The 14,947-nt window shown below is 57.0% G+C and carries 15 protein-coding genes and 2 pseudogenes; 7 read left to right on the top strand and 10 right to left on the bottom strand.

Annotated features, from left to right (window positions below; all coding sequences use genetic code 11):
- Positions 1 to 12: 12 nt before the first annotated feature.
- A complete protein-coding gene (locus tag J0I79_RS04195) occupies positions 13 to 1,722 on the bottom strand; it encodes a GMC family oxidoreductase N-terminal domain-containing protein (protein ID WP_137935223.1) in 1,710 nt (569 codons plus the stop codon).
- Positions 1,723 to 2,067: 345 nt separating this feature from the next.
- Here J0I79_RS04195 and J0I79_RS04190 point away from each other — a divergent pair, with 345 nt between their 5' ends.
- Positions 2,068 to 3,012: a LysR family transcriptional regulator gene (locus J0I79_RS04190; protein ID WP_137935224.1), complete on the top strand. Its 945-nt coding sequence runs from the start codon at positions 2,068 to 2,070 to the stop codon at positions 3,010 to 3,012.
- 30 nt (positions 3,013 to 3,042) lie between these two features.
- Here the strand turns inward: J0I79_RS04190 and J0I79_RS04185 are convergent.
- Positions 3,043 to 3,393, bottom strand: a pseudogene (locus J0I79_RS04185) (aldehyde dehydrogenase family protein); the annotation flags it as partial.
- Positions 3,394 to 3,486: 93 nt separating this feature from the next.
- On the opposite strand from J0I79_RS04185, the gene J0I79_RS04180 reads away from it, so the two are divergent.
- The 3 genes from J0I79_RS04180 (at position 3,487) to J0I79_RS04170 (ending at position 5,701) form a co-directional block, all read left to right on the top strand.
- Positions 3,487 to 3,885 carry a transposase gene (locus J0I79_RS04180; protein WP_137935546.1) on the top strand — a complete coding sequence of 133 codons (399 nt, stop codon included), beginning with the start codon at positions 3,487 to 3,489 and terminating at the stop codon, positions 3,883 to 3,885.
- Positions 3,882 to 4,229 carry an IS66 family insertion sequence element accessory protein TnpB gene (tnpB, locus tag J0I79_RS04175; protein WP_137935547.1) on the top strand — a complete coding sequence of 116 codons (348 nt, stop codon included), beginning with the start codon at positions 3,882 to 3,884 and terminating at the stop codon, positions 4,227 to 4,229. The genes J0I79_RS04180 and tnpB overlap by 4 nt, the downstream gene beginning before the upstream one ends.
- Positions 4,230 to 4,294: 65 nt before the next feature.
- Positions 4,295 to 5,701: an IS66 family transposase gene (locus J0I79_RS04170; protein ID WP_292855363.1), complete on the top strand. Its 1,407-nt coding sequence runs from the start codon at positions 4,295 to 4,297 to the stop codon at positions 5,699 to 5,701.
- On the opposite strand, the gene J0I79_RS04165 is transcribed toward J0I79_RS04170, so the two are convergent.
- Entirely contained in the window at positions 5,644 to 6,831 is a 1,188-nt protein-coding gene (locus J0I79_RS04165; RefSeq protein WP_292855365.1) for an IS110 family transposase, read from the bottom strand. The genes J0I79_RS04170 and J0I79_RS04165 overlap by 58 nt on opposite strands.
- A 241-nt stretch (positions 6,832 to 7,072) precedes the next feature.
- Between J0I79_RS04165 and J0I79_RS04160 the strand changes: the two are divergent.
- From J0I79_RS04160 to J0I79_RS04150, 3 genes and pseudogenes are all read left to right on the top strand, one after another.
- Positions 7,073 to 7,372 (top strand): annotated as a pseudogene (locus J0I79_RS04160) (transposase domain-containing protein); the annotation flags it as partial.
- 81 nt (positions 7,373 to 7,453) lie between these two features.
- Positions 7,454 to 7,906, top strand: a complete 453-nt coding sequence (locus J0I79_RS04155; RefSeq protein ID WP_137935549.1) for a hypothetical protein — start codon at positions 7,454 to 7,456, stop codon at positions 7,904 to 7,906.
- A 24-nt stretch (positions 7,907 to 7,930) separates the two neighbouring features.
- A complete protein-coding gene (locus J0I79_RS04150; protein ID WP_137935550.1) occupies positions 7,931 to 8,164 on the top strand; it encodes a hypothetical protein in 234 nt (77 codons plus the stop codon).
- 16 nt (positions 8,165 to 8,180) lie between these two features.
- Here the strand turns inward: J0I79_RS04150 and J0I79_RS04145 are convergent, their stop codons facing one another.
- From J0I79_RS04145 to J0I79_RS04115, 7 genes are all read right to left on the bottom strand, one after another.
- Positions 8,181 to 9,284, bottom strand: coding sequence for an aldehyde dehydrogenase family protein (locus tag J0I79_RS04145; protein WP_137935361.1), 1,104 nt, complete (start codon positions 9,282 to 9,284; stop codon positions 8,181 to 8,183).
- A gap of 15 nt (positions 9,285 to 9,299) precedes the next feature.
- Positions 9,300 to 9,992 (bottom strand): amino acid ABC transporter permease, encoded by a 693-nt coding sequence (locus tag J0I79_RS04140; RefSeq protein WP_137935360.1) that lies wholly within the window; start codon positions 9,990 to 9,992, stop codon positions 9,300 to 9,302.
- Positions 9,989 to 10,663: an amino acid ABC transporter permease gene (locus J0I79_RS04135; protein ID WP_137935359.1), complete on the bottom strand. Its 675-nt coding sequence runs from the start codon at positions 10,661 to 10,663 to the stop codon at positions 9,989 to 9,991. Before J0I79_RS04135 ends, J0I79_RS04140 begins: the two co-directional genes overlap by 4 nt.
- 55 nt (positions 10,664 to 10,718) lie before the next feature.
- Positions 10,719 to 11,621, bottom strand: coding sequence for a transporter substrate-binding domain-containing protein (locus J0I79_RS04130; protein ID WP_137935358.1), 903 nt, complete (start codon positions 11,619 to 11,621; stop codon positions 10,719 to 10,721).
- Between the two features lie 365 nt (positions 11,622 to 11,986).
- The gene (locus J0I79_RS04125) at positions 11,987 to 13,339 is read right to left on the bottom strand and encodes an FAD-dependent oxidoreductase (protein ID WP_171026548.1); all 1,353 of its coding nucleotides are present in this window, start codon (positions 13,337 to 13,339) and stop codon (positions 11,987 to 11,989) included.
- A complete protein-coding gene (locus J0I79_RS04120; RefSeq protein ID WP_137935356.1) occupies positions 13,332 to 13,598 on the bottom strand; it encodes a 2Fe-2S iron-sulfur cluster-binding protein in 267 nt (88 codons plus the stop codon). The genes J0I79_RS04125 and J0I79_RS04120 overlap by 8 nt, the downstream gene beginning before the upstream one ends.
- Positions 13,595 to 14,767, bottom strand: coding sequence for an FAD-binding oxidoreductase (locus J0I79_RS04115; protein WP_171026547.1), 1,173 nt, complete (start codon positions 14,765 to 14,767; stop codon positions 13,595 to 13,597). Before J0I79_RS04115 ends, J0I79_RS04120 begins: the two co-directional genes overlap by 4 nt.
- Between the last annotated feature and the right edge of the window lie 180 nt (positions 14,768 to 14,947).

Here is a 14,947-nt window from a genome sequence, read left to right as displayed (position 1 = left end):
GCTCAGTCGTCACTATGCCGCCTGCTGAATGTGATCGGCCATCTTCTCGGCGATCATCATCGTGGAGAGGTTCGTTGTCGCGCAGGGGACCGAGGGCATGACCGATGCATCGACGACCCACAGGCCTTCGACTCCATAGACCTTTCCGCGAGAGTTGACGACAGCCGCCTTGTCGTCCGGTCTACCCATGCGGCAGGTTCCACAAGCATGCCAGTCGCCCTGCACCCCGGTGCGTATCCACTCCTCGAGACTGTGCTCGTCATTCAGTACTTTATCGAGGGTGAAACGACTGTCGATCGCCTTGCCGAGAACGAAGTTGCGAGCCATTCCGCCCATGTCGAGAAAGCTGGCGGCGATCCGGGTCTTGACGTCGTTGATCCAGGTCTTTGCCGCGAGATTCCTGAGCGAGTCTGCATAGATGCCGGGCCAGAACGTTCGAACATAGTCATTAACAGGAGCGCTTGAAAGAATACCGCTTACCCACCGAGCCGTGGCCTTCATACGGTTCAAATCACGAATATCGGCGAGATAATTGAAGGCCACGAGCGGGTGCTCATTGGGGTTCTTGCTGCGCAGTTTGACGAATCCTCTCGAATAAGCCTTGTTCGGGCCGAAATTGACCATCGCAAGGCGCTTGCCAACCTCGCTCCAAGCAAACCGACCAGAAACAGTCAGTTTCATATCGGTTGGTGGGCAGCCCTCGTAGCCCGAGCTCCAACGCATATGCATCAAAAGACTGCTTTTTACGTAGTCGTCCATCATGCCCTTGGGGTCGAGATACACAGCGAAGCCGATCAAGGGATGGTCCTGCAGGTTCTGACCGACGCCCGGCCGATCGGCAACTACATCAATACCCAGTTCGCGAAGGTGTTCGGCTGGCCCTATGCCTGTCCGCATCAACAGCGCCGGCGAGTGCAGGGCGCCGGCCGACAGGATCACTTCTTCCGCGTGGATTGTTTCGGTCTTCCCCTTTCTGCGGAGAACAACGCCCTTCGCAACCCTGCCTTCGAGAAGGATGGATTCAACATGGGCTTCGGAGACAATCGTCAAGTTCGAACGCCGGCGCGTCGCCTCGTCGAGATAGCCTGCGGCCGAAGACACGCGATGATCGTAGACATTGTTACGGGTAAACGGAAAGCAACTGTCGATCGGTTCGGCATGACAATTGTCCACGTAAGGGATTCCCTTGGTCGCAACGCCTTCCCTCATGGCAAGCGCAAACTTGCTCCAGTGCTGAGGAAAGGTCCGTCGAATAGGGATTCGTCCTGCCGGCTGCCCGCTTACGGCGGGAAAGTCGATGTCGTTCTCCATTTTTTGAAAGTATGGTTCGCAGTCTCGGTACGACCATCCATCCGCTCCGAGCTTTTCCCATTCGTCGTAATCAGATGGAAGCCCACGAATGGCAACCTGGCCGTTGACCGTCGATCCGCCGCCCATGACGCGCGCCTGTTCGTAGCGCCTTGGTTTCATGTCTGCTTCTATCTGCTGCGGCGACCGGTTACCGACCGGGTCTGCGTATGCTGTCAACTCGGTCCAGTAACGGTTGGGCTGGAAATAGTCTGGGAGAAATGCATCGCCATAAACCGATCGCGGCACGTCTTCTGGCGGGGTATCGGGACCAGCCTCGATCAAGCATACATTATGCTTCCCGGTCTCGGAGAGTCGGTTGGCGAGGACGCATCCGGCGGAGCCGCCACCTACGATCAGATACTTGTATTTCATTGAAATCCACTCGTTTGCCGGAGACCAAATTCCATGCCGGTCGGAAGTATGGAGATAGCCGACAAGACCTTCTCCGACGCCGTGCGCGGGCAATGTGTGGAGCAGGCTAGCCGCTTGAGAAATCGAGCAGAATACAAATATGCGATGCCCTTGTAGGGGAAACCTTGGAACTTTGGCCGCGTTGGCGCGAATTGCTATCGAACGCAAGCCGCGATCTTTCTTGTAGTCATTTCAAGGGGCTTTTGCTACCAAACTTGGCGTGAACCAGTGGGGCAATGCAGCATCTCCAGGCGCTCGAACGCGCCCGGATATAGAACAAATGCCCATCAAGGAAAATGTTTCTCAATGAAGAATGTCAGCCTGACCCTCGTCCAAACGTTCCATCTGGTCGCGAAGGAAGGTTCTTACTCTGCCGCCGCTCGAAAATTAAATATTTCCTATCAGTCTGTAGCTAATCATATTCGTCGTTTCGAACAGATACTCGGCGAGAGATTGGTCGTGTCGGAGCAAGGCGCAAAGACAACGGTTCTGACCGCACGCGGTCGCACGCTTTACAATCTGCTTGTACCAGAGCTGGACGCGATGTTGAGCCGTCTTAACGAGCTCATCGATAAGGAGCGTCCCGTCATTCGTTTCGGCATGCCGCAGGCGATCTTCTACTATCTTTTCCAACCCATCATTGGCGAATTCAGTTCCACATATCCGGAAGTTCAGATCGTTTGCTATGAACGCGACGTAGCATTGGTGGAACTGGTGAAGACCGGACAGGTTGATGCCTTTATAACGGAGCGGCCGTTCATTGGTGATGAAGTGGTGCAGCACGCGCTCGGCAGTTACAAACTCGCCTTGATCTACCCGATGGACTGGCAATCGCCAGACGAGTTTGCGTCAGTTGCGGACTGGGCTGATGGGAAGCCCTACGTTACGTTTGAGCCCGGTCATATGTTGCGGAACATGGCATTGGACCTCATGCGCAGAGACGGGAAATCGCCGAGAGTTGCGATTTCGACATCGTCGAGCTCCAACGTTAAACGCTGCGTGGAGACAGGGCTCGGCTTTACAATACTGCCTACCTGGACGCTTGAAAGCGCGCGCTCGCACCTTGCGGTTAGAGTTTTAGAAGAGGTGCAGGATATCCCGGTCTATTTTGGGGAATCGAAATATCTCTCCCAAAACCCCTACATCTTGTTGCTCAAAAATCTCTGTCAGCAGAAATTCCCACAGCTCTTTGAGATCAATCACGACTACGGTGACATGCCAATATCCTCGGAAACTGCCGGAAAGCCATAGAACCGTCGTCTATTCCGGCACAGACGTTCCTCAAGCGTCGAGGCCGACCTGCGTAGCGAACTTCACGGACAGATAAGCATCAAGGCCTTCCGTGCCTCCCTCGGAGCCAAAGCCGCTATCCTTAACGCCTCCAAACGGATGCTCCGGCAGACCCAATCCATGATGATTGATCGATATCATGCCCGCCTCGATTCGGTTCGTAAGCGCGGCCGCTGTTTTCGCCGAAGAAGTGTAAGCGTAGGACGCAAGACCATAGGGAAGGCGGTTCGCTTCCATCAAGGCGTCATCGAAGTCGTCGAACGAGTTTATAAGGGCCACCGGGCCAAAGGGCTCGACGTTGCGAGCCTTGGCGTTGATCGGTGCGTTGACAAGGATCGACGGTAAGCGTCCGGTGAATCTGCCTTTGAGATTTCCCGCGAACACCTGAAGTTACGTCACTAATTCCGTCATTAGAGACGTCATCAGGGATGAACTATGGGCCGCATGGAGATTTTGACGGGCGTCGAGCGTCGACGCGACTGGTCCGACGACGAGAAGCTTTCGATACTGCAGGAGGCTGCCGAGCCGAATGCCAGCATTGCCGACGTCGCGCGGCGGCACGATGTCAAACCCCAGCAGATTTATGCCTGGCGGCGCAAGTTCGCGGCCGAACAGTCGGAGCCGGTGGTCTCCTTTCTGCCGGTCGCATTGATTGCCACGGAGACGAGCAACGAAGCGGAGCGACCCGCCTCCGTCGACAAGCCTGCGGCAAAGCGGTCGGCACGCCCCATGCGGATCGAGATCGGTTGCAAGGGCGGCCGCGTCTTGAAGGTCGAGGCCAACATTGCGGCTGACGTCCTGAAAGCACTGATCCGCTCGGTTGAAGACGCATGATCGCGCCCGGCGCAAATGTACGCGTCTATCTCGCCTGCGGTGTGACGGACATGCGCAAGGGGATCGATGGCCTGATGGCGCTGGTGCAGTCGTCACTTCGCCAGAGGCCCGCGTCGGGTTCGGTCTTCGCGTTCCGAGGCCGTCGTGGTGATCGTATCAAGCTACTGTTCTGGGATGGTCAGGGTTTCTGCCTCTATTACAAGGTCCTGGAGAAGGGCCGCTTTCCCTGGCCGTCCGCGACCGATGGCACGGCCCGGCTGACGGCGGCGCAGTTGTCGATGCTGTGGGAAGGTATAGACTGGCGGCGTCCTTCCTGGACCTCTGCGCCGACACGGGTCGCGTAAGACAGATGCGAATCTTTACAGATAGATAAGTGGCAATCTGACGCCAAATCAGCTACAGTTTTGGCATGGAAACGAGCCCTTCGATCCTGCCGGATGACGTCGATGCGTTGCGAGCCATTATCGCTGCGCAGGCCGATCAACTGGCAGAACAGGCTCGAAAGCTTCAATCCCGCGACACCCTGATCGACAAACTGAAGGCGCAGCTTGCGGTTCTCAAGCGGGCACGGTTCGGCTCGTCCTCCGAAAAGATGGACCGCGCCATCGAACAGCTCGAACTGGCGTTGGAAGATATCGAGGCGGCCGAGGCGGAAGCCATGGCCCCAGCATTGTCGTCGACTGCCGGTCCGGCAAAGGCCAAGCCGAGCCGCCAGCCATTGCCCGATCATCTGCCACGCCATGACGTGACGCACCAGGCAACTTGCGCATGCCCGGTCTGTGGCGGCTCCGACTTCATCCGTGCAGGCGAAAGCGTCAGCGAAGTTCTCGACTATGTCCCGGCCTCATTCCGTGTCGTGCGCCATGTCCAGCCCCGCTTCACCTGCAAGGGCTGCGATACGCAGATTAAGGCCGACATGCCGTCGTTGCCCATTGAACGCGGCAAGCCGGGACCGGGGCTGGTTGCCCATGTGCTGATCGCCAAATATTGCGATCACCTGCCTCTTTATCGCCAATCCGAGATTTATGCGCGGGAAGGCGTCGATCTGTCCCGCTCGACCATGGCCGACTGGATCGGCAAGGCTAGCACATTGCTGGAGCCGTTGCTGGCGAAGCTTCGAGACCATGTGTTCGCTGGCCATCGACTTCACGGTGACGACACGCCCGTTCCAGTTCTGGAGCCAGGCAAGGGCAAGACTAGGACCGGGCGGTTGTGGACCTATGTTCGCGACGGTCGTCCCTATGGTGACACGATCCCACCTGCAGTCTGCTACTTCTTCAGCCCGGATCGTAGAGGACTGCATCCCCGGCAGCATCTCGCTACCTTCTCCGGCGTGCTGCATGCCGACGGTTATGCTGGCTTCCGTGATCTCTACGAGCCACACAAGCCAGGCGGCCCACCGACCATCCTGGAAGCCGCCTGCTGGGCGCATGCAAGACGCAAGTTCTTCGATCTGACGACTTCAGGAAAAGCGCCGATTGCGGAGGAAGCGCTCCGTCGGATTGGCGAACTCTACGAGATCGAGAAGACTATTCGTGGGGAGCCGCCAAACGTGCGGAAAGCTGTGCGGCAGGAAAGAGCCAAGTCTAAGGTCGAAGCCCTGCGATTATGGCTGGACGACAACCTCAAGCGCCTGCCGCAAAAATCCGGGACGGCGGAAGCGAGCCGATATGCGCTTTCCCGTTGGAAATCGCTCTGCCGTTTCCTCGATGACGGCAGTATCGAGATCGACACGGATGTTGTTGAACAGCCCCTTTCTCAGCTTTTTTGTGGTTTAGGTGGCCTATCTCTCCAGGCTTCGACCATGGCCGCGTAAGCTGCCTCCGCCTGTGCAACGAGCTCCATCTCTCGATGGCGGATTTCCTTGATCCAGTAATCGCGGGCGGGACCAGCGGGCCCATGTGCTTTGGGAGCGCCGGCACGAAGTTCAAGCTTGCGCATCTTCATGGCGACAAAGGCGGGCCGAGCCCATCTGTAGGGAGCCTCCTTGGTCAGCAACTGCCAGATCAGATTTGCGATCTTGCGCGCCGTGGCGACCGCCGCGACGTTGAGGCCTTTGCGGTCCTTGATCCGGAGAAAGAAGGCACGCAGCGGCCCAGGGACCGAGGCGGCCGACCAGGCAGCTTCAATCAGCATCGTTCTGGCAGTCGCATTTCCCTGTTTCGAGATGCGGCCATGGATTGCGCCGCGATCGCCGGACTGGCGCACCCGCGGGGTCAAGCCGAAGTAGCTCGCAAGCCGGTCGGGCGTCGGGAACCGGGAGATGTCGCCAATGGCGGCTATTACCGCCGTGGCAACCACAGAATTTATCCCGGCGATCGTCATCAGCTTGCGCGTGCGAGTGTCGTCAAGCGCAATTCGTGCCATGGCACCATCCAGCTTTTCAAGCTTGCCCTTCAGCCAGTCCAGTTCATCAAGATGGCGGGCGAGGAGGTCGCGCTCTGCCTTGGGCAACGGGGCCGTCAAAAGCCAGTCTCTGCCATCTTTTCCGAACAGATGTCCCGAGTATTTCGGCACGAGATTGGCGTGGAGAACGGCCTGGACCCGGCTCTTCACCCGTCGCACTGATCGCACGAGCGCCGCGCGCTCCGACACGAGACGACGCAGGTTCAGGGTATCGTCATCCGCAGCCCAGACCTCTGGCAAAAAGCCGGCGGCATGAAGCTGTGCCAGAATCCGCGCGTCGACTTTGTCGGTCTTGACGCGCGCGTGGGCGATGGCCTTCACCTGAAGCGGGTTCGCAATCACGACCTTGGCCACGAACGGCGTCAACAACCTTACAATGGCCGAGGTGTTCCCAGTCGCTTCCAGTATGACTTCGTCATCCTTTCGAAGCTTCTGCCCAAAGGCCACCACAGCGTCGTAATCCAGTTCCACCCGGAATTCTTCGGTGACCTTGCCCCGGTCAAGAACCGCGACCTGCGCAAAACTTCGATGCACATCCATTCCGATCGACCGCATTCCAAATCCTCCATGTTGTTGATGGGGGAGTGCGCGGGCTGTGCGACATCTACGGATACGCGCTCGCAGCGCAGACGGGATAGTCGCAGGGGCGGCCAGATAACAACGCGAGCTCGCAGCTCAAAGTCAATTCGGCCTGCCCGCTTCTTCGCACTCCGACGCCCCTGTCCCGACACGACAATTCTAACATGACAGGATAGAATCTGCCGAGCGTTCGTGGGACGCCGATGGCAACATGCCCGATAATAATGCTGCCGAACGGGCAATCCGGCCGATTGCGCTCGGCCGCAAAAACTGGCTGTTCGCTGGCTCGGACAAAGGCGGCGAACGTGCTGCCGCGATCCTGTCGCTGATTGAGACTGCAAAGCTCAACGGCCTCGACCCGGAAGCCTACCTGCGTGCTGTTCTATCCCGGATTGCGGACCATCCGATCAACCGAATCGATGAACTCTTGCCTTGGAATACAGAGATTGCCGTGACGTCGGACTTTCCGACGCAAGGCAAGGTGCACATCGCTTTTGCCTGACGCCGCAAATTATTCTTATGTCCAAGCTCAACATTCCGAATCTTGGCTGTAAAATTGAATTGAGAGAGCAGGAGATATGAGATGCAAGCCGAGACCTTCTACTTTGATGACGCGAGCAGCGTTGACTTCGACAAAACCACCGCTATCGAGGTCATCGCAGATATTGCTTATGTGAACTCGGATTTTTTTGCCCGGGACCTGGCTGTACAAGATGACCCCAGAGGACCGACCGGCGAAGGGGCTGCGCTACTTGTGCCGCACGCCGGACTTCGCACCATCAGGCTTGCCAAAGGTGGAGAAAAATTGTCCCGGGCCGACATCGGTGCTTGGGATGACCTAGTGAACAATCATCTACTTCCTTTCCTCGACCGACAGATAGCCGATCTCGAAGCAGAGAAGAGCGCCACGCCCGAGTTCGAACAGCCCTACGCGCTGCTTGCGGCGAGCATTCGGTCAAAGCGTGAAGCGACCGCGCGGCAGCACAAGGCATTCATGAGTGGCTTCGACATCGCTTCGAAATCCAGACAACGCTGACAGGAGCCTTTGACGGAGATCGATATGAAGCTGACGAATGCGCAACGAAGGCTCCTTGACCGTGTTAAGGCCGACGGCGGAGCTATCCGTCAAGTTGACATGACGGCCTACGAGAACCGCTCAGCCCATGCCCTCCGAGAGCGGGGCCTTCTCGAACTGGATGGGGCGATCACGTCCAACATCTACGGCGGATCGACATACAATCATTTTACGTGGGTGTTGCCAGAGGACTCTGCCGAGAACATCGCATCCAAGTGAAAGTAGAAATGGTCCCTCACCGGACGCTTACGATCGACGGCTCGAAAAAGAAGCCTCTGTTGCCGATTCGCTTGCCTCCGAGCCGCAGCTCGGCACCTTGATTGGTGGCGTCCTCAATCAAATCTTCCATGCTCGCGATGCGGCGGCTATTGGCGAGCGGCCCCATGAGGGTGTCCGGGTGCATCCCGTCCCCAACACGGATACCTGCGGAATGCTGCGTAAAGCGGTCCGCAAACCTCTCGAAAATCTGTTTCTGCACAAGGATGCGGGTCGGCGATCCACAGACCTGGCCTGCGTTGCGGTACTTCTTGCTGGAAAGGATTTCTGCGGCCGCTTCCCAGTTCGCGTCCGCAAATACAATTGCGGGTGCATGGCCCCCAAGTTCCATGGTGAGGCGCTTGAGGTGACGCCCTGCAAGCGCCGCCAAATGCCTGCCGACGATGGTGGAGCCGGTGAAGGACAGCTTACGGACCCGTTGGTCGGCGATGATCCTTTCCGAAATTTGAGCAGGTTCTCCGAAGACAAGATTGAGTACGCCAGCAGGCAGGCCGGCATCGGCGAAGGCTTGCACCATCGCGGCGGGCGCCCCCGGCGTTTCCTCGGCAGCTTTCAGTACCACCGCACAACCTGCGGCAATCGCGGCAGCTACCTTCATTGCCGCGGTCTGGATTGGGAAATTCCAAGGGCTGAACGCGGCGACCACACCCACGGGCTCCTTCAGCACGAGCTGTCGCGTGTCCTCGGTCCTGCCGGGGATGATCCTGCCGTAGGCGCGGCGACCCTCTTCAGCATTCCAGTCGATCACGTCCGCGGTGACAGCTACCTCCGATAGGGCCTCGGCGATAGGTTTGCCCTGTTCTACCGTGATTTGCCGCGCGATTTCCGCTTGCCGCTCACGCAGAAGGTTGGCGGCTTCGCGCATAATGCCATAGCGGTGATATGCACTCTTCTCGCGCCACCGTTGGAACGCGACCGTTGCGGCACCAATAGCGGCATCGACATCGTCCGGTTCTGCTTTTGCGACAGACCCGATTGTCTCGCCGGTTGCCGGGTTTTCGACCGGAATGGCAGCTCCATTGCGGCCGGCGCGCCAAACGCCATTGATGAACAGTTCGGTCATGATGCTATTCTCCTGCTAGGATTTTTGGCTCTTGGACGGCATCCTATAGTCGGAGAATTTCTTCTCGAGATGGAGCGTCAGGTAAGCGAGAGGGATTAGAATTGTGGAAAACAGGAGGGCAAGGGTTGTATAGGCTTCAATCGGCCGAAACTCCTGATCCGAAATTGTCTTTGTGTGCAATACGAGTTCCCCATAGGCGATGATGGAGGCGATAGAGGTCAGTTTTATGATCTCCATGGCCTGATTGGCGAAAGGTGGGATCATCTTGCGCACGGCTTGAGGTAGTATGACCAGACGCAGCGTTTGAAGGCGCGTTAGTGCTAGCGCTCTTGCAGCCTCGATCTGCCCTTTTGGGATCGAGACAATGCCGCTCTTGAATATCCCCGAAATATAGCATGCGCTGTACAGCGAAAACGCGACGATGGCGGCAATGAACGGGCTAAGCTGCACCCCAAGCAGGACGGGGAGGGCGTAGTAGATCCAAAGGAGTTGCACCATCGATGGAGTATTGCGGAACAAGCCGACGAACATCTGAGCCGGTATTCGAAGCAGCACTCGATGTGACGAGAGCGCCAGTCCGAGCAGAAGGCCAAGGAGCGTCCCAAACACAAGACAGATTGCTGCCAAGTATAGCGTGCCGGCTAGGCCTTGACCAAGATATCCGATGTTGTTCCAGATCGTCGAAAAATCCCACTGAAAGTTGCTCATGCGCGGACCTCGTTTCGACCAAGCCGGCGCTCAAGATAGCTTGCAAGCTGATTCAGCAGGAAAATAACCACGAAGTAGAGCGCCGCGACGATCGTATAGGTCTCAAGGGGACGGTAGGTTGTCGATGCCACCATTGAACCTTGAAAGGCTAGTTCAGCATAGGCGATAGCAGCGGCGAGAGATGTTCCCTTTATGATTTCGCTGAGCACATTCACCAGAACGGGAATGATTGGTCTAATTGCCTGGGGTGCAATGATGAGCCAAAAAAGCGGGATGAGATGTAGACCGAGCGCCCTGCCGGCCTCCCATTGGCCACGGGCGACGGATGTGATTCCTGCCCGGAACACTTCGGCGAGGTAAGCGGAGTTTTGCAGACCCAACGCGAGGGCGGCCGCCTCGAAGGACCCCACCCGTAGCCCTGTTATCATTGGGAACGCAAAATAGAACCATATGATCAGGACCAGCAGGGCAGACGTTCTGAAGAAGTCCACGAAGGCGCGCGCAAACCAATATATCATCCTAATGTTCGAAAGAAGCGCTAGAGCAAGGATGAAACCCAGCGGAACTGCTATCGCGATAGTCACCGCGGTTAGATTAAGGGTCGCAACAAGACCCTTCCAGAGAAGTTCATTACTCCTCAGAACTACACTAAAATCCCAGTCGTAAGCCATATGGGAGACCTGTTCAGAAACGGAGGAGTGCCGTTTGGCCCTCCTCCGCGTATTGTCAGAGCAGTCGTTCGCGCATCAGGGGAACCGATTTAGAGGGGTCGAGGCCGCGCCAGCGGGCATAATCCTCGTAGGCGTTCTGGATTTCGCTAGCGAAGTAGAGATATCCGACTGACGTGCTGAGATAGTCGCGCAAGCGCGGAGTCGGCTCGTAAGGAAGCCCCGCACCGGAGGGGATTGCGAAGAGCGGCTTGGGGATTACCACATTGCCAATCTTCAACTTTTCACGCAGGAGATCCATTTCCGGCCCGGCGCCCGTGATGCCCTTCACGCGCCCGCCTTGGAAAGCAGCGTAAGTCTGCGAGGCTTCCTGGAAGCGCACGATTTCCGCTTTGGGGAGGAGTTTCGAAATAAACTGGTCCATCGATGTGCCCAACATCACCGCGACCGAAAATTCGGGGTTGTTGAGGTCCGACCAGTTCGCGGCGTTCACGCCGTCGGCGACCAGAACGTTGAAAGGGTTCCAGGCCATCTGAGTGGTAATGAAATCAATAGCGAGCGCGCGGGTCGGTGTGCCATCGAGCGCGAGCATTACGTCGAATTGGCCGGCCTGGAGGCCCGCGACGGCGTTCCCCCAGGTCGTTTCGACGAGTTCGAGCTTCACGCCCATCGCGTCCGCCAGCATCTTGGCGAGGGCCGGGCAAACGCCTCTCCAAACCACGCCGTTGGATTCGACCCCGCCAGGCGCGTCACTGCCGCTCACGTCCTTGAAATACCACGGCTCGCTGTTCGCGGCACCAAAGCGGATCACGCCGTTTTTGCGGATCCGGGCAAACGCGTCCTCACCTGAGACGGGAGCCTCTTGCGCCGATGCTCCAGTAGCGGCAGCAGCTCCGGCGATTGCAGCCGCAGCACCGATAGCGGGAAGGCCCGACAGAAAGTTTCTTCTCGATTCATCCATTTCGTTGTTCCCCTTGTTTGACTTTGCCCAAAATTCCTGTCGCAAACCTTTGCCGAAGAAGCCGAGGTTGCGATCGTTCGGTATCGTGACGAATTTTCGATCCGAGACGATACAAATTGACCTCGTCTTCCTAACGGCAATTTTGGAGCTATCGCGGATTGGTTGCGACTTCTAAAATCAACACACCCGGCATGTGTGCTTCTGATGCAAGTGGAGATGGATAATTCCGATGAACACGATGGCCAGCACGAAGGTCAAAGTGAATTCGTGAAGCCCGGAGGACGTGAGCAGAATTGAAGGGAACAACGCAGCAGATTTTTCCGCGGAAGTCCTTTAGATCTGGCGCGGCCAGCCCTTCTGGTCGGTCATCGCTTTGACGAAACTGCATTCGCAGGCTGGAGCAAGATAGGTTCCTGCTCGAATTCCGTCTGAAAAGGTGTAACGGAGCATAGAGAGGCGATCGATACTGGTCGCAAAGGCCATCGCTGTTCCTGATGGTTCCTTCCGGAGAGTTCCTCCGCCGATATTCCGGTGATCCGATTAACGCTTGCGCGGCAGAAGCGGCCCTGGCACGGCCCTGTTCCGAAACGACCTACCAGTCGTGTTTCAAACGCGGACCGCCCATTGCCGAGCTTGAGAAGGTCAGAGCGCTTCATTCCCTCACAGCGGCAGATAATCGGATCGCCTACCAGTTCTGAGTGGTCGAGCGACGTCAGCTTCCTCAATGCAGCCTGTAGCTTTCGCGCTTTTTCGAGTTCATGCGAAGGAGAGGGAGTTGGCGCCCCTTTCAAAAGAGCAACAAGTTTCCTAGCTGCAAATGCGCCATCCTCAATTGCTGCGTCGGCACCGAGAATTTCGCGGCAATCCCCTGCATGAAGGATAGGGTAGACAGAAGACTCCGAAGTTCTCGGCAAGCCGATCTGATTCGAGCGGAGTCCGTTGCTGATGACCAGGTTATCTACCTCGTACCGCGCTATCCTACCGGTGTCGGAAGTGACTTCCACCAGAAGAACCGAGCCGGACGCTTCTGCCCTTACGATACCAGTCCCGGTTTTATAGGGAATCCGCTTACGCAGGATAATGGATCCGTATCTCATCGTCTCCGCAAATGTAGACCGGCTTGCCAGCAGGCGAAACGCCGCGCCTGGCGCTCGCCAAGGTGTTCCGCGTTCCACAAGCGCGACTGGCGGAGCGCCGGCCGACGCCAGTTGCGCAGCAACAGCAAATATCAACGGCCCCGATCCGACCACTAGGGTCCGCCCAGGTACAAAACGCCCAGTTTCCTTCAACATGAGCTGCGCGCCACCAGCGGTCATGACGCCGGGTAGCTGCCAACCTTCGAAAGGTTCTATGTGCTCGATCGCACCAACCGCAACGAGAAGTCCGGCTGCCTTGGCCGAAAGGGTGCGTCCCAATGCACGATCTTCAATCAAGGCATGACCGGTATCGTCGGCACCGAGAAAGACGCTATTGTAAAGAATTCGGATCTTTCCCTGAACGGCGGACAGTCTTTCGTTAAGAGCACGCCAGTTGCGAGTATGATGCCTTCCATGAAGGGAATGAACGATGTCACGATTGGCGGGCTGTCGGTGAATTGCACCGCCGAGTCGGTCGCGCTGTTCGACCAAAACAACTCGATGATCGCTTTCGGCAAGACTGACAGCTGCTGCGACACCGGCGGGCCCACCGCCAATTACCAGAACGGGCGCGTCACACATCGTTGTCTCCCGCATCAGTGAGAAATGGCCTTAAGCACATCGCTTCATCCGCCCGAGTGATGCAGCTCTCGAAAGGAGCACCACCACGATCCGTGACGAGGCAGCTTTGGCAGGCACCGATACCGCAAAAGTAGCGGGCGCTGGTCGATGGCGAATACGAACCGAAATCTCGGACACCTGAAAGCGCAAGCGCCGAAGCGACGGTTTGACCTTCGACAAACGGTATCAACCGGCCATTCCATAAGAACGCGTGTGTCATGAAGCGGCTCGTTCAGCAAGAAAGCGCTGGGGCGCGAGAAGTGAATATTCAGGTTCCGTTACCTTGTCCGTGATGATGTCAGCCACGATTTTCCCTGTATATGGTCCTAAGCAGATTCCATCTCCTTCGAATCCAGTGGCCAGAACGAGGTTCTCGATAGTCGGATGTTGGCCAACGATTGGCAGCCCGTCACGCGTGGCGGTACGAACGCCCGAAAAGGTCCTAATCACTCGGCGCGCCAGAAGCGGTGGATACAACGCAGCTGCCTCGCGAACGATTTGGGAAATCGACTCGATATCGGTGCCTGTGTCGGATCTATTGTCCTCTCGCGTTCCTCCAAGCAGAAACTGCCCCGTTTTGAGCGGATCAATAACAAGGCCTACACGAGAGGGTGCAGTTTTTGAGCCTCGCCGTTTGGCGGCAATATAGCTTGCTGCCATTAGATGTCCGTCAAAAGCGGCATGGCCAATCCCGCCCCGATCCGTAATCACGATCTGGCCTTTTCTCGCGAATAGCACATCTTCCAAGCCAAGCAACCGGCTCGAGCCCAAGCCTGCGGCGACCACAATAGCGTCGGCGGAAACGAGTCCTTGCGATGTGTAAACGCCCGTTACGCGGGCACCGGCCGTAGCTACCGCATCGCACCGACAATTGCGGATAATCTCGACACCAGAGCGGCTCAGAAGCCGCTCGGTAACCTCATAACCGAGCGCATGCCCATCGTTCCAGACAACAACGCCGCCAATAGCGGCATCACTCAGACCGGGAACGAAACGTTTCAGACGCTCTGAATCCGCAATCTCTGTCTCTTCGCCGGATGCTCTAAGGTCGTGTGCGTGAACCTCAAGCAGTTCCATTTCTTCTTCAGTACGAGAAATTAAGAACGTGGGTCGCGGATGATAGATTCCAGCCAGTACGCCTTCAGATGCGAGTTGAGAATAAAAAGCTCGAGCCTTCTGCGCGAGCGTCATCATCATCCCCGGCTGTTTGCTTGCAACCGATACGGCACCATCCGAAGAACCCGTCGCGCCGGCGGAGGGGCCAGCGGTATCGATTAGAGACACGGCGATCCGTTGCTTCGCGAGAAAATAGGCTGCCGAGGCGCCTACAATTCCGGCTCCCACCACAACAACTTTTGGTGCATTGGCATTCACATACATCGGCTTCATTCTCGACAGAACCAGCCGGAGCATTTTTCAAAGTGCGCCTCAAGTCGATCCTAATGACCACACGAGGCTTGTTTGTTTTTTTTTATGTCCATTACCAAATGGCATAAAGGAATAGATGTGACGCAATTTGTACGGAAAAGGTTGCATAAGGCGAGCAAGCCCATGACTCCAGCGCGCCAT

The organism is Mesorhizobium sp. (assembly GCF_017306585.1).
GTDB lineage: Bacteria > Pseudomonadota > Alphaproteobacteria > Rhizobiales > Rhizobiaceae > Mesorhizobium.
Note: the sequence above shows the minus strand (reverse complement) of the source record. Positions and strands in the feature narration are given on the sequence as shown.